This is a genomic window from Streptomyces sp. NPDC058701, assembly GCF_042715295.1.
Taxonomy (GTDB): Bacteria; Actinomycetota; Actinomycetes; order Streptomycetales; family Streptomycetaceae; genus Streptomyces.
In genome coordinates this window covers 248417-267863 of the sequence record NZ_JBHXSY010000002.1, presented here as the reverse complement: position 1 = coordinate 267863, position 19447 = coordinate 248417, and the positions used below count along the sequence as shown (strand labels likewise).

17 protein-coding genes are annotated in these 19447 nt (G+C 73.8%); 12 read left to right on the top strand and 5 right to left on the bottom strand.

Going from position 1 to position 19447, the window contains the following annotated elements; all coding sequences use genetic code 11:
• Positions 1 to 45 precede the first annotated feature (45 nt).
• From ACFWW8_RS03055 to nudC, 3 genes are all read left to right on the top strand, one after another.
• On the top strand, positions 46 to 3777 hold the full coding sequence (locus ACFWW8_RS03055) for a UvrD-helicase domain-containing protein (RefSeq protein ID WP_386522746.1): 3732 nt from the start codon (positions 46 to 48) through the stop codon (positions 3775 to 3777).
• A 10-nt stretch (positions 3778 to 3787) separates the two neighbouring features.
• Complete coding sequence (locus ACFWW8_RS03050; protein ID WP_386522743.1) at positions 3788 to 5194, top strand: dipeptidase; 1407 nt, start codon at positions 3788 to 3790, stop codon at positions 5192 to 5194.
• A 108-nt stretch (positions 5195 to 5302) separates the two neighbouring features.
• Positions 5303 to 6250: an NAD(+) diphosphatase gene (nudC, locus tag ACFWW8_RS03045; protein ID WP_386522740.1), complete on the top strand. Its 948-nt coding sequence runs from the start codon at positions 5303 to 5305 to the stop codon at positions 6248 to 6250.
• 117 nt (positions 6251 to 6367) lie between these two features.
• On the opposite strand, the gene ACFWW8_RS03040 is transcribed toward nudC, so the two are convergent.
• Complete coding sequence (locus ACFWW8_RS03040; RefSeq protein ID WP_267718075.1) at positions 6368 to 6628, bottom strand: mycoredoxin; 261 nt, start codon at positions 6626 to 6628, stop codon at positions 6368 to 6370.
• Between the two features lie 90 nt (positions 6629 to 6718).
• Here ACFWW8_RS03040 and ACFWW8_RS03035 point away from each other — a divergent pair, with 90 nt between their 5' ends.
• The 5 genes from ACFWW8_RS03035 (at position 6719) to ACFWW8_RS03015 (ending at position 10637) form a co-directional block, all read left to right on the top strand.
• On the top strand, positions 6719 to 8944 hold the full coding sequence (locus tag ACFWW8_RS03035; protein ID WP_386522737.1) for an ATP-dependent DNA helicase UvrD2: 2226 nt from the start codon (positions 6719 to 6721) through the stop codon (positions 8942 to 8944).
• Positions 8945 to 9137: 193 nt separating this feature from the next.
• Entirely contained in the window at positions 9138 to 9434 is a 297-nt protein-coding gene (locus ACFWW8_RS03030) for a hypothetical protein (RefSeq protein WP_386523018.1), read from the top strand.
• Between the two features lie 192 nt (positions 9435 to 9626).
• Complete coding sequence (locus tag ACFWW8_RS03025) at positions 9627 to 9998, top strand: WhiB family transcriptional regulator (protein ID WP_383927796.1); 372 nt, start codon at positions 9627 to 9629, stop codon at positions 9996 to 9998.
• Complete coding sequence (locus ACFWW8_RS03020) at positions 9995 to 10324, top strand: hypothetical protein (RefSeq protein ID WP_386522735.1); 330 nt, start codon at positions 9995 to 9997, stop codon at positions 10322 to 10324. Before ACFWW8_RS03025 ends, ACFWW8_RS03020 begins: the two co-directional genes overlap by 4 nt.
• Positions 10325 to 10430: 106 nt before the next feature.
• The gene (locus ACFWW8_RS03015; RefSeq protein ID WP_386522733.1) at positions 10431 to 10637 is read left to right on the top strand and encodes a hypothetical protein; all 207 of its coding nucleotides are present in this window, start codon (positions 10431 to 10433) and stop codon (positions 10635 to 10637) included.
• A 39-nt stretch (positions 10638 to 10676) separates the two neighbouring features.
• Here ACFWW8_RS03015 and ACFWW8_RS03010 read toward each other — a convergent pair whose 3' ends face one another.
• Together ACFWW8_RS03010 and ACFWW8_RS03005 are read right to left on the bottom strand one after the other, a co-directional pair.
• A complete protein-coding gene (locus ACFWW8_RS03010; RefSeq protein ID WP_386522730.1) occupies positions 10677 to 12005 on the bottom strand; it encodes an ABC1 kinase family protein in 1329 nt (442 codons plus the stop codon).
• A 74-nt stretch (positions 12006 to 12079) separates the two neighbouring features.
• Positions 12080 to 13222 (bottom strand): ThiF family adenylyltransferase, encoded by a 1143-nt coding sequence (locus tag ACFWW8_RS03005; protein ID WP_386522728.1) that lies wholly within the window; start codon positions 13220 to 13222, stop codon positions 12080 to 12082.
• A 211-nt stretch (positions 13223 to 13433) separates the two neighbouring features.
• Between ACFWW8_RS03005 and ACFWW8_RS03000 the strand changes: the two genes are divergently transcribed.
• The 4 genes from ACFWW8_RS03000 (at position 13434) to ACFWW8_RS02985 (ending at position 17205) form a co-directional block, all read left to right on the top strand.
• Positions 13434 to 13973, top strand: a complete 540-nt coding sequence (locus ACFWW8_RS03000) for a M48 family metallopeptidase (RefSeq protein ID WP_386522725.1) — start codon at positions 13434 to 13436, stop codon at positions 13971 to 13973.
• A 129-nt stretch (positions 13974 to 14102) separates the two neighbouring features.
• Complete coding sequence (locus ACFWW8_RS02995; RefSeq protein ID WP_386522723.1) at positions 14103 to 15731, top strand: TerD family protein; 1629 nt, start codon at positions 14103 to 14105, stop codon at positions 15729 to 15731.
• A gap of 20 nt (positions 15732 to 15751) precedes the next feature.
• Positions 15752 to 16432, top strand: coding sequence for an AIM24 family protein (locus tag ACFWW8_RS02990; RefSeq protein WP_386523015.1), 681 nt, complete (start codon positions 15752 to 15754; stop codon positions 16430 to 16432).
• Between the two features lie 17 nt (positions 16433 to 16449).
• Positions 16450 to 17205, top strand: a complete 756-nt coding sequence (locus ACFWW8_RS02985) for an AIM24 family protein (protein ID WP_386522720.1) — start codon at positions 16450 to 16452, stop codon at positions 17203 to 17205.
• Positions 17206 to 17276: 71 nt separating this feature from the next.
• Here the strand turns inward: ACFWW8_RS02985 and ACFWW8_RS02980 are convergent, their stop codons facing one another.
• A complete protein-coding gene (locus ACFWW8_RS02980) occupies positions 17277 to 17816 on the bottom strand; it encodes an NUDIX hydrolase (protein WP_386522719.1) in 540 nt (179 codons plus the stop codon).
• Complete coding sequence (locus ACFWW8_RS02975; RefSeq protein WP_386522717.1) at positions 17813 to 19288, bottom strand: zinc-dependent metalloprotease; 1476 nt, start codon at positions 19286 to 19288, stop codon at positions 17813 to 17815. Before ACFWW8_RS02975 ends, ACFWW8_RS02980 begins: the two co-directional genes overlap by 4 nt.
• Positions 19289 to 19447: the final 159 nt, after the last annotated feature.

Genomic DNA, 19447 nt, shown 5'->3' with positions numbered 1-19447 from the left:
ACCGGGTCGGCGAGGAGTGTCGGTGCGGGCGGCTAGCCTTTTCACGTGTCCGCGCGCCCGTCCGTCCTCGCCGACCCCGAGCAGCTCAAGGAGCTCCTCGGCATCCCCTTCACGCCCGAACAGCTGGCCTGCGTCACCGCCCCGCCCGCCCCCCAGGTGATCGTCGCGGGCGCCGGCTCCGGCAAGACCACCGTCATGGCGGCCCGCGTGGTCTGGCTCGTGGGCACCGGCGCGGTCGCCCCCGAACAGGTCCTCGGCCTGACCTTCACCAACAAGGCCGCCGGCGAGCTCGCCGAGCGCGTGCGCAAGGCCCTCGCCCGGGCCGGCATCACCGACCCGGACCCCTCGCCGGCCGACGCGGACGCGGCCGGCGGCGAGCCGCGCATCTCCACGTACCACGCGTTCGCCGGCCAGCTGCTGAAGGACCACGGCCTGCGCATCGGCCTGGAGCCCAGCTCCCGCCTGCTCGCCGACGCCACCCGCTTCCAGCTCGCCGCGAAGGTGCTGCGCGAAGCCCCCGGCCCCTACCCCTCGCTCACCAAGTCCGTCCCCGACCTGGTCAGCGACCTGCTCGCGCTCGACGCGGAACTCTCCGAGCACCTGGTCGAACCACCCGAGCTGCGCGCCTGGGACACCGCCCTGCTGGACACCCTCGCGGGAACGAGGCTCAGCAACGAGGACCTGCGCAAGGTGCCGGAGGCGGTGCGCGGCCGCCTCGAACTGCTGGAGCTAGTCGCCCGCTACCGCGCCGCCAAGCGCTCCCGCGACCTCTTCGACTTCAGCGACCAGATAGCCCTCTCCGCGCGGCTCGCCACCACCCGGCCCGAGGTGGGCGCGCTGCTGCGCGAAGAGTTCCGGGTGGTCCTGCTCGACGAGTACCAGGACACCTCCGTCGCGCAGCGGCTGCTCCTGTCGGGGCTCTTCGGCGCGGGCAGCGGGCACGCCGTGACCGCCGTCGGCGACCCCTGCCAGGCGATCTACGGCTGGCGCGGCGCCTCCGTGGCCAACCTCGACGACTTCCCCGAACACTTCCCGCACGCCGGGGGGAGCCCCGCCACCCGCTTCTCGCTCAGCGAGAACCGGCGCAGCGGCGGACGCCTGCTGGAGCTGGCCAACGGCCTCGCCGCACCGCTACGGGCCATGCACGAGGGCGTCGAGGCGCTGCGCCCGGCACCCGGCGCGGAGCGCGACGGCCTCGTCCGCTGCGCCCTCCTCCCCACGCACGCGGAGGAACTGGACTGGCTCGCCGACTCCGTCGCCCACCTGGTCCGCACCGGGACGCAGCCGCGGGAGATCGCCGTGCTGTGCCGCTCCGCCGGCGACTTCGCGCGCATCCAGGCCGTCCTGGTGGACCGGGACGTCCCCGTCGAGGTCGTCGGCCTCTCCGGGCTCCTGCACCTGCCCGAGGTCGCCGACCTGGTCGCCGTCTGCGAGGTCCTCCAGGATCCCGGCGCCAACGCCTCCCTCGTCCGGCTCCTCGTCGGCCCGCGCTGGCGGATCGGCGCGCGCGACCTGGCCCTCCTGGGGCGGCGGGCGCGGCTGCTGATCGGCCGGGCCCCCGGCGGCCCGCGGACGGACGCCGACGAGCGGCTCGCGGCCGCCGTCGAAGGAGTCGACCCGGCCGAGATCGTGTCGCTGGCCGACGCCCTGGAGACGTTCCTCGACGGAGCCGGGCAGGCCCCCGACGACCTGCCCTTCTCGGCGGAGGCCCGGGTCCGCTTCGCGCACCTCGCCCAGGAGCTGCGCGACCTGCGGCGCTCGCTCGCGGACCCGCTGATGGACGTACTGCACCGGGTGCTGACGGCGACCGGACTGGAGGTCGAGCTGTCCGCGTCCCCGCACGCGCTGGCCGCCCGCCGCCGCGAGACCCTGTCGAACTTCATGGACGTCGCCGCCGGCTTCGCCGCCCTGGACGGCGAGGCCTCGCTGCTCGCCTTCCTCGCCTTCCTGCGGACCGCCGCCCAGTACGAGAAGGGCCTGGACCACGCGCTGCCCGGCGGCGAGAACACGGTGAAGGTGCTGACGGGCCACAAGTCCAAGGGACTGGAATGGGACGTGGTGGTCGTCCCCGACCTCTGCGCGGGCTCCTTCCCCAAGGAGAAGCCGCCGGAGTCCTGGACCTCGTACGCCAAGGTGCTCCCGTACGCGCTGCGCGGGGACGCCCCCACCCTGCCGGGGGACCCGGCGTGGACCTCGGCCGGCCTGAAGTCCTTCAAGGCCGCCCTGAAGGACCACAAGGCCGTGGAGGAGCTCCGCCTCGGCTATGTGGCCTTCACCCGCCCGCGCTCCCTCCTCCTGGCCTCCGGCCACTGGTGGGGCCCGACCCAGAAGAAGCGCCGCGGACCGTCCGAGTTCCTGACCGCGCTGTACGGGCACTGCGCCGCCGGGTACGGGGAGATCGAGGCCTGGGCCCCCGAGCCCGAGGCCGGCGCGGAGAACCCGGCGCTGGCCGGCGAGGCCGGGGCGGACCACTCCTGGCCGCTGCCGCTGGACCGGGACTCCCTGCGGCTGCGCCGCGCGGCGGCCTCGCTGGTGGAGTCCTACCTGGCGGCCCCGCCGCCGTCGGCGCCCGCCGGGGAGGAGCCGTACCTCTGGCCCCCGGACTGCGAGGACCCGTCCGACGACGAGACCCCGTGGCCGGACCCCGCCCCGCACGCCCCCGACGGCGACCCGCACGCCTCCCCGTCGGCGGACCCCGCCCCGCACGCCCCCGCGGCCGCCGACGACCCGTACGCCTCCGCGGGCGCCCGGCCGCACCCCGAGGACCCCTGGGCGGACGACCCCTGGGCGACCGAGCCGTGGGAGGCCGGCGCCCGCGGGTCCGCCGCGCTCCCCGCCGGACCGGAGCCCGTCGCCCCGGACGACCCCTGGGCGACCGACCCCTGGGCGACCGAGCCGTGGGCCGCCGGGCCCCGCGACGCGGGCCCCGTCCCGGCCGGGGCTCCGGCCGCCGCCGACCCCCGGGCCGCCGACCCCTGGGCAGCCGAGCCGTGGGCCGACCGGCCGGGGTCCCGGGGCACGGCCGAGCCGTCCGCCGGCCCCGCCGTGGGCCGCCCGACCCCGGAGGACGCCCGGGCCATCGCCTCCTGGGACCGGGACCTGGACGCCCTGGAGGGTGAGCTCCGCCGTGCCCGCGCGGCCGTACGGGACGTCGAGCTGCCCTCCGCGCTGTCCGCCAGCCAGCTGCTCCGGCTCGCCGCCGACGAGCAGGGCTTCGCCCGCGACCTCGCCCGCCCCATGCCCAAGCCGCCGCAGCCCGCCGCCCGCCAGGGCACCCGGTTCCACGCCTGGGTCGAGTCCCGGTTCGACGAACTCCCCCTGCCGATGCTCGACGTCCTGGACCCCGCCACCGAGCTGCCCGGCTCCGACCAGGAGATCGCCGACGAGGCCGACCTCGCCTCCCTCAAGGCCGCCTTCGAGCGCAGCCCGTACGCCGACCGGCCCCCGCACCGCATGGAGGCCCCGGTCCAGATCACCCTGGCCGGCCGCGTCATCCGGGGCCGGATCGACGCCGTCTACGCGAACCCCGACGGCTCGTACGAGATCGTCGACTGGAAGACCGGCCGCACCACCGAGGCCGACCCCCTCCAGCTCGCCGTCTACCGCCTCGCCTGGGCGGAGGCCACCGGCACCCCCCTCGACCGGGTCGCCGCCGTGTTCCTGCACGTCCGCAGCGGCCGCGTGATCCGGCCCCGCGACCTCCCCGACCGGGCCCGCCTTGAGCGGATCCTCCAAGGCAAAACGGGCACGGACGGTGACCGCCAGGCGGACGGCTAGGCTCGTGGGCATGAGCGACAGCCCGCCGGACAGCGTCGTCCGCACGTACATCGAGACCCACCGCGCCGCCTTCCTCGACGACCTCGCCGAGTGGCTCCGCATCCCCTCCGTCTCGGCGCAGCCCGAGCACGCGGGCGACGTACGCCGCAGCGCCGAATGGCTCGCCGCCAAGCTCAAGGAGACCGGCTTCCCGGTCGCCGAGGTCTGGGAGACCCCGGGCGCCCCGGCCGTCTTCGCGCACTGGCCGAGCGAGGACCCGGACGCCCCCACCGTCCTCGTGTACGGGCACCACGACGTGCAGCCCGCGGCCCTCGCCGACGGCTGGCACACCGACCCGTTCGACCCGGTGGTCAAGGACGGCCGGATGTACGGGCGCGGCGCCGCCGACGACAAGGGGCAGGTGTTCTTCCACACCCTCGGCGTACGGGCCCACCTGGCCGCCACCGGCGCCGCCGCCCCCGCCGTGCACCTCAAACTGATCGTGGAGGGCGAGGAGGAGTCCGGCTCCGTCCACTTCCGCGAGCTGGTCGAGGCCCGCGCCGCCGAACTCGCCGCCGACGTCGTGATCGTCTCCGACACCGGCATGTGGTCCGAGACGACCCCCACCGTCTGCACCGGCATGCGCGGCGTCGCCGACTGCGAGATCGACTTCCAGGGCCCGGACCAGGACATCCACTCCGGGGCCTTCGGCGGGGCCGTGCCCAACCCGGCCGCCGTCGCCGCCCGCGTCGTCGCCGCGCTGCACGACGAGGACGGGCGCGTCACCCTCCCCGGCTTCTACGACGGCATCGCCGAGCTGACCGACGCGGAGCGCGAACTCATCGCGGAGCTCCCCTTCGACGAGTCCGAGTGGCTGCGGACGGCCAAGTCCCACGCGGCCGCCGGCGAGGCCGGCTACACCACCCTGGAGCGCGTCTGGGCCCGCCCGACCGCCGAGGTCAACGGCATCGGCGGCGGCTACCAGGGCCCCGGCGGCAAGACGATCGTGCCCGCCTCCGCCCACGTGAAGCTGTCGTTCCGCCTGGTGTCCGGGCAGGACCCGTACGAGGTGGAGACCACCTTCGAGCGCTGGCTGGAGGAGCGGGTCCCGGACGGGATCCGGTACTCCGTCACCTTCGGCGCCCCCACCCGCCCGTGCCTGACCCCGCTGGACCACCCGGCGCTGCGGTCGGTCGTGCGGTCCATGGGCCGGGCGTTCGGCCAGAAGGTCCGCTTCACCCGCGAGGGCGGCTCCGGGCCCGCCGCGGACCTCCAGGACGTCCTGGGTGCTCCCGTCCTCTTCCTTGGCATCTCGGTGCCCTCCGACGGCTGGCACGCCCCGAACGAGAAGGTCGAGCTGGACCTCCTCCTCAAGGGCGTCGAGACGACCGCCTACCTCTGGGCCGACCTGGCCGCCACCCACCGCACACCCGTATGAGGCCCGCCGCCTGAAGCCCGCCGTCCGCGGCACGGCGTCCGGCGCACCCGCCGCCGGGCGCCCGTCACACCGCCCTGCCGAGCCCGCCATGCCCTACCACCGGGGGAGTTGGAAGTACCTGTGAGCACCCGTACCGAGCCCGAGCGTCCGATCTCGCTCGCCGCACCCAGCGGCATCGACCGCGCGGCGCACCACCGCCTGGACGAGGCCTGGCTCGCCGCGGCCTGGAGCCACCCGAGCACCCGCGTCTTCGTGGTCTCCGGCGGCCAGGTCCTGATCGACGACACCCCCGACGGCGGCACCGCGATCGTGATGACCCCGGCCTTCGAGGCCCCGGTCACCGAGACCCACCGCTACTTCCTGGGCACCGACGAGGACGGCGTACGGTACTTCGCGCTGCAGAAGGACTCGCTGCCGGGCCGCATCGACCAGTCGGCCCGCCCGGCCGGACTGCGCGAGGCCGGGATGCTGCTGTCCCAGCGCGACGCCGGTCTGATGGTGCACGCGGTGGCGCTGGAGAACTGGCAGCGCATGCACCGGTTCTGCTCCCGCTGCGGCGAACGCACGGTGGTCGCGGCCGCCGGGCACATCCGCCGCTGCCCGGGCTGCGGCGCCGAGCACTACCCGCGCACCGACCCCGCCGTGATCATGCTGGTCACGGACGCGCACGACCGTGCACTGCTAGGCCGCCAGGTGCACTGGCCCGAGGGCCGCTTCTCGACGCTGGCCGGCTTCGTGGAGCCCGGCGAGTCGATCGAGCAGTCCGTCGTCCGCGAGGTGTGGGAGGAGGCGGGCGTCAAGGTCGGCGACGTCGCGTACGTCGCGAGCCAGCCGTGGCCCTTCCCGTACAGCCTGATGCTGGGCTTCACGGCGCGCGCCACCACCTCCGAGATCACGGTGGACGGCGAGGAGATCCAGGAGGCCCGCTGGTTCTCGCGCGCCGACCTGCGCGAGGCGATCGAGAAGGGCGAGGTCCTGCCCCCGTCGGGGATCTCCATCGCGGCGCGCCTCGTCGAGCTCTGGTACGGGGAGCCGCTGCCGCGCCCGATCGCGTAGCCGGTGCCCGCCCCGGCCCGGCCGGGGCGGCGGCTCCGTAACGTTCGTCACAGCAGTTTCGTCACAGCAGAAGGCCCCCGCCTCGGCGGGGGCCTTTCTGGTGGGCGCGGGGCGCGCTCAGACGGCGAGGGCCTGCTTGACCTGCGCCAGGCTCGGGTTCGTCATGACGGACTCCTTGCCGGCGGAGGACTTCACGAGCACGGTGGGAACCGTCTGGTTGCCGCCGTTGGCCTTCTCCACGAACGCGGCGGACTCCGGGTCGAGCTCGATGTTGATCTCGTTGTACGCGATGCCCTCACGGTCCATCTGGCTCTTCAGCCGGCGGCAGTAGCCGCACCAGGTCGTGCTGTACATCGTGACGGTGCCCGTCTCCTGCATGCTGCGCTCTCCTTCGTGCGGCCCCGGCGGTCCGAGTGTCCGAGTAGTCGAACGTACGCGACCGCCCGGCCATTCCCGTAAGTACGACGGATGCGGACGCCCTGTGGACAGCTTTCCCGCCCGCCCCACCGGACCTGGCAGCATGGCGGGGTGACAGCAGCAACGCACTCCCCGTCCTTCCCCGCCGCCGCGGACCCGGCCGACGCGGTCCTCCTGGGCCTCGACCCGGAGCAGCGCGAGGTCGCGACGACCCTGCGCGGGCCGGTGTGCGTGCTGGCCGGCGCGGGTACCGGCAAGACCCGCGCGATCACCCACCGCATCGCCTACGGCGTCCACTCCGGCCAGCTCATGCCGGCCAGCGTGCTGGCCGTCACCTTCACCAACCGCGCGGCCGGCGAGATGCGCGGCCGGCTCCGCGGCCTCGGCGCGGGCGGGGTCCAGGCCCGGACCTTCCACTCCGCCGCCCTGCGCCAGCTCCACTACTTCTGGCCGAAGGCCATCGGCGGGGACATGCCCCGGCTGCTGGAGCGCAAGGTCCAGTTCGTCGCCGAGGCCGGCGCGCGCTGCCGGGTCCGGCTCGACCGCGGCGAGCTGCGCGACGTCACCGGCGAGATCGAATGGGCCAAGGTCACCCAGACCGTGCCCGCCGACTACCCGGCCGCCGTCCTGAAGTCCGGCCGCGAAGCCCCCCGGGACACGGCCGAGATCGCTCAGATCTACGCCATGTACGAGCAGCTCAAGCGCGACCGCGGCATGATCGACTTCGAGGACGTGCTGCTGCTGACGGTCGCCATCCTCCAGGACCGCCACGACATCGCCGAGCAGATCCGCGCCCAGTACCAGCACTTCGTCGTGGACGAGTACCAGGACGTCAGCCCGCTCCAGCAGCGGCTGCTCGACCTGTGGCTCGGCGAGCGCGACAGCCTGTGCGTGGTCGGCGACGCCAGCCAGACGATCTACTCGTTCACCGGCGCCACCCCCGACCACCTGCTGAACTTCCGCACCCGCTACCCGCAGGCCACCGTGGTCAAGCTGGTCCGCGACTACCGCTCCACCCCCCAGGTCGTCCATCTCGCCAACGGGCTGCTCAACCAGGCGAAGGGCCGGGCCGCCGAGCACCGCCTGGAGCTCGTCTCCCAGCGCGAGGCCGGCCCCGACCCGGTCTACGCCGAGTACCCCGACGAGCCCGCGGAAGCCGAGGGCGTGGCCCGCCGCGTCCGGGACCTGGTCGCGGCGGGAGTCCCGGCCGGCGAGATCGCCGTGCTCTTCCGCATCAACGCCCAGTCCGAGGTCTACGAGCAGGCCCTCGCCGACGCCGGCGTCCCCTACCAGCTCCGCGGCGCCGAGCGCTTCTTCGAGCGGAACGAGGTCCAGAAGGCGATCCTCGCCCTGCGCGGCGCCGCCCGCTCCGGCGGGAACGACCCGCTGCTCGACGACGTCGTCGAGCTCGGCTCCCAGGTCCGGGCCGTGCTCAGCTCCACCGGCTGGACCGCCGAGCCGCCCGCCGGCTCCGGAGCCGTGCGCGACCAGTGGGAATCGCTGGCTGCCCTCGTCCGCCTCGCGGAGGACTTCGCCCGCGCCCGGCCCGGCGCCACCCTGGCGGACCTGACGGTCGAGCTGGACGAGCGCAAGGCCGCCCAGCACGCCCCGACCGTCCAGGGCGTGACCCTCGCCTCGCTGCACGCGGCGAAGGGCCTCGAATGGGACGCCGTGTTCCTCGTCGGCCTCACCGACGGCATGCTGCCGATCACGTACGCGAAGACCGACGAGCAGGTCGAGGAGGAGCGCCGGCTGCTCTACGTCGGCGTCACCCGGGCACGGCACCACCTGAACCTCTCCTGGTCCCTCTCCCGCGCTCCGGGCGGCAGGCCCTCCAGGCGCCCCAGCCGCTTCCTGAACGGCCTGCGGCCCGGCTCCGCGGTCCCCGGCCCCGGGACGGCGGCCGCGGCCGAGCGGAGCCCCCGCAAGCGAGGCCGCCGCGGACCGGCGCTGTGCCGGGTCTGCGGCAGGACGCTCACCGAGGCCGGCGAGCTGAAACTGATGCGCTGCGAGGACTGCCCCTCGGACATGGACGAGGGGCTCTACGAGCGGCTGCGGGGCTGGCGCGCGGCCCGCTCGAAGGAGCAGGGCCTGCCCCCGTACTGCGTCTTCACGGACAAGACGCTGATGGCGATCGCGGAGGCCGCGCCGTCCGAGGGCGGAGATCTCTCGATGATCTCCGGCGTCGGCGCCCGCAAGCTCGACCGGTACGGGGCCGATGTCCTGGCCATCTGCGCAGGTCAAGAGCCCGGCACCGCAGAAGCTGACGACGCGTAGAAACTCGTCGGAAAAATAGTTTGCACATGCCCAGCGAAGCCCCATAGGTTCTTAGCAACGGAAACGGTGGCTTCTCCGAAGCCCCTGATCCGTGCTGTACTTATCCGAATACGCATGGGACGGGCCTTCGGGCCGGTCCCCGAGACGCCGAGAGGAGGCGAGACCAGTGACCAGCTTCATCACCTTCACCAAAATGACCGATCGCTCGGTCGACGCTTCCTGCCTGCTCGGTTCCGTCTCGCTCCCGGGTACCGGTCTGTCCGCGATTTCCGCCGGCAGCCCCGCCGCCCTGCTGGCGACCCTTCCGGTCAGTGAGCGCAATGAGCGACCGATCAAGGCACTGGTGGCAGTAAGGGAAGCCCAGGCACATGGCGCCTATGGGTTTGCCGCCGCGGCCGGTGCCGGATCCAAGACGAAGCAGACGACGAAGCAGCAGCACCACCTGATGTGGGCCTTCCGTGGGCTCGAACCCTGGAGCGATCCAGCCTGACGTGTGTCAGGCCGGCGCCTTCAGGGCCGCGGAACCCCACCCGGGATCCGCGGCCCTTCTGTTTGTCCCCGAACGGGGACGACGGAGCGAAGGGGCCTCGGGACTGGCAGAACCAGTCGGTGTGAGGGCGAACCAGCCGAACCCGGCCGACCGGCCGGAACGACTAGCCACCAAGACGAGGAAAAAACCACCGTGCAACTCGAAGCGCACGCCCCGTCCGTACCGCAGACCCAGACGATCTCCCCGCCCGCAGTCCCGGAGGACCACGCCTTGACCCCGCTCACCGCGCTGACCGCGCTCGACGACGCCATCGAGAACCTCGGCGTACCCGTTCCGTGCCGCACCTTCGACCCCGAGGTCTTCTTCGCCGAGTCCCCGGCGGACGTCGAGTACGCGAAGTCCCTCTGCCGTACCTGCCCGCTCGTCGAGGCCTGCCTCGCCGGGGCGTCCGAGCGCCGCGAGCCCTGGGGCGTCTGGGGAGGCGAGCTCTTCGTCCAGGGCGTCGTCGTCGCCCGCAAGCGTCCCCGTGGCCGTCCCCGCAAGAACCCGGTCGTCTCGGCATGACCGCCCACGGAACCATCGACCGCCCCCACACGCACGACCCGCTGAAGCAGGCCCCCATGACCCCGCACACCACGAGCGAGCAGCCGCACGGCGCCGCCCACGCAGACTTCATCACCGCAGGCGCGATGACCTCGCGTCAGAACAGGACCCGCGAAATGCAACTCATCCCAGAAGCCCTGGCCCGTGCCCATATGGACGACCGCATGCGTGAGGCCGACGCCGAGCGTCACGCCCTGCGCCTGGTCGCCGCCCGCCGGATGCAGCGACGCGCCGAGCGCGTCTCGCTGCGCGCCCGGCGCGCGCTGGCCATGGCCGTCATGCACTGACGGCCGGTACGGAGCTCCACCACGTCCCGGGGGGACCGGTCCGAACGGACCGGTCCCCCCGGTGCGTTGCGGACGGCCCCGCCGCGTACGGGGATATCGTCTGGAGGTGGACCAGCCGACCCCCCACCCCGCCCCGTCGGGACCCGAGGACCAGCCCGTCGTCTGCGCGAGCTGCGGTGCCCGGTCCCCGGACGGCGCCCCGCCGACCTGGACCTGCTCCGTGGAGAACGGCGCCCGGCTCTACTTCTGCGTCGACTGCGCCCGGGCCAACCTCCGGGCGATCGAAGGCCGGCTCGACTCCTCCTGGTGGTGACCGGCCCGCCGCCCCCGCCGCGCGGCCGCCGTCACGGCCTCACTCCGCCGAGCCGAACCCCGGCAGCCAGGAGTCCAGTTCGTCCCGGAGTCGCACCGTCGCGCCCAACTGGCACAGCACCCCGATGGTGCTCAGCGTCACCCGGTGGATCAGCAGGTAGGACGGCGGCAGGTTGATCTGCCGGCCCAACTGGTGCGCGGGGGAGCGCGGGTCGGCGATCCGCGCCGCCTGGCCCCGCAGCCACGGCCGGGTGAAGGTGAACTCCTCGGCCTCGGCGGGCTCGATGATCGGCTTGAGGTAGGCCAGCAGCGCGTCGGGGTCCAACTCGATGGACTCCTTCACGAACCCCTCCGCCCGCAGGTGCCCGTAGACCCCCTCGGCGTCCCCGTCCAAGGTCATCCGCAGCGACCGGCCGATGGGCCTCGGCCAGCCGCCGGGCAGCCGGTCGACCGTGCCGAAGTCCAGCACGCCCAACCGCGTCCGGCCGTCCGGGCCCGATATCAGCCGGAAGTTGCCCGGATGCGGGTCCGCGTGGAGCAACCCGGTGCGCGCGGGACCGGAGAAGAGGAAGCGGGCCAGCAGCTGACCGGCGCGATCGCGCTCCTCCCGGCTGCCGTCGGCTATCACCTCCGACAGCGGGGTGCCCTCCATCCACTCGGTCACCAGCACCTGATCGCCCTGGTGCACGACGTCCGGCACGACCACGTCCGGGTCGCCCACGAACGCGTCCGCGTGGGTGCGCTGGGCCTCGGCCTCGAGCTCGTAGTCCAGCTCCTCCGAGACCCGGTCGCGCAATTCCTTGATCAGCGGCTTGATGTCCATGCCCGGGACGAGCGGACCCAGCAGCCCCGCGAACCGCCCCAGCTGCTTCAGGTCCGAGAGCAGTGCCTCGCCCGCCCCCGGGTACTGGACCTTGACCGCCACCGGCCTGCCGTCGTGCCACACCGCCCGGTGGACCTGCCCGATCGAGGCCGCCGCGGCCGGCTTGTCCTCGAACTCCTCGAACAGCTCCCGCCAGTTCGCGCCCAGCCGCTCCGCCAGCACCTGGTGCACCGTCGCCGCGGGCAGCGGCGGGGCCGCCTCCTGGAGCTTGGTCAGCGCCGCCCGGTAAGGCCCCGCGACCTCCTCGGGAAGAGCCGACTCGAAGACCGACAGGGCCTGGCCGAACTTCATCGCCCCGCCCTTCAGCTCCCCGAGCGTCTTGAAGAGCTGCTCGGCGGTGCGCTGCTGGAGCTCGCGCGCCACGATCTCCGCGGACCTGCCGCCGATTCGCTTGCCCAGCCCCCACGTGGCCCGTCCCGCGAAGCCGAGCGGCAGCGCGGCCAGCTTGACGGTGCGGGTGACCGCCTTCCGGGGAAGATCAGACATGCGCCCCTCCAGTTCCCAGACAGCTGCGCCGCAAGCGGCGGTTCGCGAAGACCCCTCGGACCCAAGGCATCCTGTCATGACCCCTCGGCCCGGCCGGCCCCCGATCCTCCTCCCGTCCGCTCGAGCACGGCCGGACGGCCGGCGGCCGCACCGCACGGGCAGTCGGGATGCGGGCCGACCCCGGAGCGCTCCCAGTGGAGCGAGGGAAGGGCCGCCTCCCAGCGGGCGCCCGTGGAGGCGGGCAGCTCCCCGTCGAGGAAGGACAGCGTGTGGGCCGCGGCCAGGCCTGCGGTCGCCGTGGACAGCCCCAGGTCGCAGGCGGCGGTCGGGCGCCGCCGGTGCGCGGAGCGCCACTGCACCAGCATCCTGGGCCAGGCCCCGTCCCGCTCCACCCGGTCGCGCTCCATGCACCCCGCGCACGCCGTCGCCCCCGGCAGCACCAGCGGGCCCACCAGCCCGGTGCCCTCCAGCACCCCCGCGTACAGGTGCGGTACGCCCGAGGCGACCCAGCCCGCCGCGGTCTCCGGGTCGGGCGCCCAGGCCTGCAGTCCGTCCCGCGGGGCCACGACCACCAGGGCCAGTCCCGCCTCCGGGCCGTCCCGCTCCCCGGCCCGCGGCGCCCGCCCCGGGGCGGACTCGCGCACCAGCCGGCCCGCCGCCTCGGCGCGCAGCCGGCCCACGCTCGCCGCCCCCAGCCCGCCCGGCGCCACGTCCGCCGGCTCCACCCGGCCCCCGTCGAGCACCTCGACCCGGCCCACGCCCGCGCCCGCCAGAACCGCGGCGATCACCGCCCCCACCCGGCCGCCGCCGCGCACCTGGACCCGTACCGCCCGACGGGCGGCCACGCCCCGCAGGTCCCCGCCGGGCTCCCGGCGGACCAGGGACAGCGAACCCAGGTCGGGCCCCAGCCGCTCCAGCTCCTCCGGCCGCCCCCGCACGGCCTGCGCCCGCGGGCCTCCGGCCGTGGCGTCGTCGAGCAGGCCGGCCTCCGCCAGCCGCCGGACCAGCTCGTCGGCCCGGCCGGCCGGCAGCCCCATCCCCGAGGCCTCGGCCCGCAGCAGGTCCATCCCCCGGGTCCCGTCGATCCGGTCGATGAGCGAACCGGTCGCCGTGTCCACCGGGCCGAAGACCACCGCGTGCGCCGGGGTCACCCCGAACTGCACCGTCCGCAGATCCCGCCACGCCCGCGCCAGCGCCGGCTTCACCTTCGGATACATCGCCGCCCCCCTCGATTCGCTCCCGCACTCACTTCCCGTCCGTCGTCCACCGTGCCCGCCCGCCGCGTTCCGTGCGGAAGTTTGTCCACAGGCTGGGGGTATCAGGCACATGAAAGGGAAAAAGGACGTTCCGGCCGCGGCCCGTGAACCGATCCTGTTCGAACGCCGGACGTGCGGGACTTCCACGACGGCCAGCAGGTACCGTCGTGGCGTGTCCGCCGATCCATCGCAGAGCGCCGTCGAAGTCCGCCGGAGCGCGCGCCGCCGCAGGACCGTATCCGCCTACCGCGAGGGTGACCGTACGGTCGTCCTCATCCCTGCCCGGATGTCCGAGGCCGAGGAGCAGCGCTGGGTGGGCGTGATGCTCGACAAGCTCGCCGCCCAGGAGGGCCGGCGCACCCTCGGGGACGCCGAGCTCACCGCGCGCGCCGAGCGCCTGTCCGAGCAGCACTTCGGCGGCCGCGCGCGCCCCCGCACGGTCCGCTGGGTCACCAACCAGAACACCCGCTGGGGCTCCTGCACCCCGTCCGAGGGCAGCATCCGGCTCTCGCACCGCCTGCAGGGCATGCCGGAGTACGTCGTCGACTACGTGCTCCTGCACGAGCTGGCGCACCTCCTCGTACCCGGCCACGGCCCCCGGTTCTGGGAGCTGCTGGAGGCCTACCCCCGCACCGAACGGGCCCGCGGATACCTGGAGGGGGTGGTCGCCGCCGAGCGCCTCCCGAAGGTCCCCGCCGACGCCGGGGGCTGACCCGGACCCCGCCCGGGACGTCACGCACGGTGATATGTACCGGGTCGGTACCGACTTGGCCGGATGTCCGTCGTTGCCGTTAGCCTGAGCGGCACGCATTCACAGTCGGGATGGGGGACGGTCGTACGTATGGCCAGGGAATTCCAACGCGGCCACAAGGCCAAGATCAGTGATTTGACGGCGGGTACCGACCTGTACGTGGGCGTCCAGATCTCCGGACCCGGACTCGCCTTCGACATCAGCTGCTTCGGCCTCGACGCGAACGAGCAGCTTTCGGACGACCGCTACTTCGTCTTCTTCAACCAGCCGAAGTCGCCGGAGGAGTCCATCCAGCAGCTGGGCGCCCAGGCCGGCGACAGCGAATCCTTCCGGGTGACGCTGGACCGCATCCCGGCCTCCATCCACAAGCTGTCCTTCACCGCCACCATCGACGGCGCCGGACAGATGTCGCAGATCGGCCCCGGCTACATCCGCGTCGTGGCCGGCGGCGAGGAAGTCGTCCGGTACGCGTTCACGGGCTCCGAGTTCACCACTGAGCGGGCCGTGATGCTCGGCGACTTCTACCTCAAGGACGTGTGGCGCTTCGCCGCCGTCGGCCAGGGCTTCGACGGCGGGCTCGACGCGCTGCTGCGGAACTTCGGCGGCGAGGTCGCCGAGGAGGCGCAACCCGAGCAGCAGGTCCCGGCCCAGGGCGGCGCCGCCCCCGGTTTCGCCCCGCCGCCGCAGGCCGCCGCCCCCGCGCCGTCCTTCGGCGCACCGGCCCACCAGGCCCCGCCCGCCCCGGCCCCCGCGCCGTCCTTCGGCGCGCCCGCGCCCGCCGCGGCCCCCGCCCACCAGCCGCAGCCCTACCAGCAGCCGGCCGCCCCGGCCCCGGTGCACGCCGCGCCCACCATGGCCGCCCCGCTCGCCCCGCCGGCCCCCGCGCCGTACGGGCAGCCGCAGCAGCCCTCGTACGGCCAGGTCCCCCCGCCGGCCCCGGCCCCCGCCCCCTACGGCCAGCAGCCGGGCCACGGCCAGCCCCCCGGCTACGGACAGGTACCGGGCCAGCCCCCCGGGTACGGCCAGCAGCCCGCCCCCGTGCACCGGGCCGCGGCCGGAGCGGGACTCGCCGCCGCGCTCCAGCCGTACAAGGAAGCCCCCACCGGCGCCCGCTGGACCCCGCAGAACCAGCAGCTCATGCGGGTCGATCTGTCGATGGGCGGCCAGGCCGTCCTCGCCCGCCAGGGCAGCATGGTGCTGTACCAGGGCAAGGTCGACTTCAGCTACAAGGGAGCGGGCTTCGCCGGCCGCATCGTCGGCAACGCCACCGGCCAGGAGATGCAGCTCATGCGCTGCACCGGCCGCGGCCAGGTCTTCCTCGCCGAGAACGGCGCCCACCTGCACGCCATCGAGCTCCAGGGCGACGCCATCTGCGTCTCCGCCGAGGCGGTCCTCGCCTTCGACGAGTCGCTGCAGCACGAGGTCCGCCGCATCGAGGGCCACGGCATCCCCGGCGGCGCCCTGTTCACCATGCAGTTCCAGGGCACCGGCACGGTGATCGTCAAGACGCACGGCGTCCCGGTGGTCCTGCCCGTCACCCCGACCGCGTTCGCGGACAGCAACGCCATCGTCGCCTGGTCCGCGGCCTCGCAGGTCATCCTCTCCAGCCAGGTCCGGCTCCGGCGCAACGCCTACCCCGGTCACAGCGGGGAGACCGTGAACCTCCAGTTCCGCGGTGCTCCCGGCAACTTCATCGTCGTCCAGCCGTACGAGGTCTGAGGGAGCCCGACATGAACGCAATGAACCAGCAGCTCGCGGGCTACGCCCCGAGCCCCGTCACGGCCCGCATGGAGAACCACGGCCGGGCCATGCTCAAGGTCGCCATGCAGAGCGGCCAGGACCTCTTCGCGCGCACCGGCTCGATGGTCGCGTACGAGGGCTTCGTCCAGTACGAGCCCAACCCGCCGGCCGTGCGCCAGATGGCCTCGCAGTGGCTCACCGGCGAGAGCGCCCCGCTGATGAAGTGCACCGGCGACGGGCTGCTCTACCTCGCCGACTACGGCGCGGACGTCGTCGTCATCAACCTCGACAACGACGCCCTGTCGGTCAACGGCAGCAACCTGCTCGCCTTCGACGCCCACCTCCAGTGGGGCGTCGAACGGGTCAAGGGCATGGCGAAGTTCGCCGGCCAGGGCCTGTTCAACGTGCAGGTCTCCGGCACCGGCTGGGTCGCCATCACCTCCCGCGGCACGCCGATCGTGGTCGACTGCGGCCGCGGCGACGACGAGACGTACGTGGACCCCGACGCACTCGTCGCCTGGTCCCCGAACCTCAAGGTCAAGGGGAAGCGCAGCTTCAAGGCCTCGTCGATGATCGGCCGGGGCAGCGGGGAGGCCTACCAGATGGCCTTCTCCGGCCAGGGCATCGTCGTCGTACAGCCCAGCGAGGACAGCACCGACCGGCTCCGGGCCCGGGGCTGAGGGGGAGCGGACACATCATGCAGAGCGCACTTTTCGCCCACGCCGAGGCGCAGTCCCAGGAGCGGTACGCGGTCCAGAACCCGCAGCTGCTGCGGGTCTCGCTGACCGGCACCGACGACGTCCTCGCCCGCAAGGGCGCGATGGTCGCCTACCAGGGCATCATCGACTTCGACGGCGAGTACCAGAGCACCAGCCAGCGGGGCGCGCGGGCCCGCACCGGCGAGGGCCTCGACCTCATGCGCTGCTCCGGGCAGGGCACCGTCTACCTCGCCAACCTGGCCCAGTACGTCCACGTCGTGGACGTGGACCAGGAGGGCCTCACCGTCGACAGCAGCTACGTGCTGGCCCTGGACTCCACGCTGCACACCGAGGCCATCGCGGTGGACAGCCAGTACGGAATCTCCGGGTCAGGCAAGTACCAGCTCAACATCACCGGCCGGGGCAAGGTCGCCCTGATGACCTCCGGCCAGCCGCTGATGATGCAGGTCACGCCGGACAAGTACGTCAACGCCGACGCGGACGCCATCGTCGCCTGGTCCACCTCGCTGCGGGTCCAGATGCAGGCCCAGACCCATTCCACCGGAGTCTGGCGGCGCCGCGGCAACACCGGCGAGGGCTGGGAGCTCAGCTTCCTCGGCACCGGCTTCGCACTGGTGCAGCCCAGCGAGGTGCTGCCGCCGCAGAACGCCCAGCTCGGACAGGGCGCCGCCGCGCAGTTCGGCATGGGCCAGCAGGGCGCGCACGGACAGAACCAGAACAACGCCTGGAACTGACGACCGGGTAGACGGCGGAGGTGCGGTCCCGCGCGGGACCGCCCCTCCGCCGTCTACCCGCGGCGGGGTGCTCAGCGGCCCGGGCCGCCGAGTCGCGCCAGGGTCGCCTCCAGCAGTCGCACGACCGAGGTGTCGGCCACCGCCGCCACCTCCGCGTACGGGAACCAGCGCAGGTCCAGCGACTCCTCGCTGATCTCCGCCACCGCACCGGCCGGGGCCAGCGCGGCGTACTGCACGTCCAGGTGCCAGTGGCACGGGGCCGGGATCGGATGCCGGTCCAGCCGCACCGGCCCGCCGGGCAGCAGCGCCAGCCCGGAGGCGATGCCCGACTCCTCCACGGCCTCCCGCAGCGCCGCGTCCGCCAGGGTGGCGTCACCGGGCTCGCAGTGGCCGCCCATCTGCAGCCACATGCCCAGCTTCTTGTGCAGGGTCAGCAGGACGCGTCCGCGCTCCGGGTCGACCACCAGCGCGCTGCCCGTGAGGTGGCCGGCCGTGCAGGGCTTGTAGACCCCGTCCGGGTGGGCGGCCAGGTGCTCCAGGTACACATCGCGCAGGTCGGGCTGGTCCTCGTACCGCTTCAGGACGAGGACGGCGTCGTCGTACAGGCTCACTTCTTCTCTTCGCCCCCGGTCCCGTCCCCGGTCCCCTCATCGCCGCCGGCACGGCCGGACGGGCCCGCCGGACCGGCGTCACGACCGCCGCGCTTCTCCGCGGCCTCGCCGAGCATCTTGTCGATCTCGGAGAAGTCCAGCTGCTCGCGGTGCACGAAGCCGTCCGGGTCGTCCAGGTCGGAGGCGGTCGGCAGCATGTCGGGGTGCTCCCACAGGCCGTCCCGGCCGTCCACGCCTCGCGCGTCGGTCAGCGAGGCCCACAGCCGCGAGGCGTCGCGCAGCCGGCGCGGACGCAGCTCCAGACCGATCAGCGTCGCGAAGGTCTGCTCCGCGGGGCCGCCCGAGGCGCGCCGCCTGCGCATGGTCTCGCGCATGGCGTCGGCCGAGCCCAGGCGGGGCTTGGCGGCCTCGTGCACCACCGCGTCGACCCAGCCCTCGACCAGCGCGAGCGCCGTCTCCAGGCGGGCCAGCGAGGCCTTCTGCTCGGGCGTGTCCTGGGGCTGGAACATGCCGCCCTGGAGCGCTTCCTGCAACTGTTCCGGGTTCGACGGGTCGAGGTGGCCGACCACGTCCTCCAGCTTCGAGGTGTCGACCTTGATGCCGCGGGCGTAGGCCTCGACGGCGCCGAAGAGGTGCGAGCGCAGCCACGGCACGTGGGCGAAGAGCCGGGCGTGCGCCGCCTCGCGCAGCGCCAGGTACAGCCGCACCTCGTCCGAGGCGACGCCCAGGTCCTTGCCGAAGCCCTCGATGTTCAGCGGCAGCAGCGCGACCCGGCCGGACGGGCCCAGGGGCAGCCCGATGTCGGTGGAGCCGACGACCTCGCCCGCGAGCGTGCCCACGGCCTGCCCGATCTGCTGGCCGAACATCGCCCCGCCCATGGAGCGCATCATGCCGAGCAGCGGGCCCGCCATGGCCTGCATCTCCTCGGGCAGGACGCCGCCCATGGCCGCGCCGACGCGCTCGGCGACCGGGTCGACGAGTTCCTTCCACACCGGGAGGGTCGCCTCGACCCACTCGGCGCGGCTCCAGGCCACGGCGGTGTTCGCTCCCGAGGGGAGCGAGGTCACGCCGTCCAGCCACACGTCCGCCAGGCGCAGGGCCTCCTCGACCGCCGACTTCTCGGCGAGGCCGACGCTGGTGTCCTTCACCCCGTCCGCCGTGCCCTGGGCGACGGTCTGGCGGGCGATGTCCTTGGCCATGCCCCAGTTCACGGGACCGCCCTCGTAGCTCAGCATCTGGCCCAGCTGCTGGAAGGCCGCACCCAGGTCGTTCGGGTCCATCGAGCCGAACATGGCGGCGAACGGGTTGTCCGCGCCGCCCGGGCCGCCCACGCCGCCCGGAAGGCCCATGCCGGGGAACCCGAACGGATTCTGCGGGCCGCCCTGGCCGCCCTGATTGCCCTTCTTCTTGCCCTCGTCGCCGTCTTCCGGCTCCTCCGGCGGAAGGCCGAATCCGAATGGGGTGTCGCTCACGGGTTTCCTCGGCTCGTAGGGCCGCCGGCGGGAGCCGACGGGCAATGGTCCGACAACACCACCCAGCGTAGACACCCCAGCCGCTTACGGGCTCGGTGCTCCGCCGACTCCTGGGCTGCGGCAGGATGGACATCACCTGGTGGGTACGCGTCACGGCGC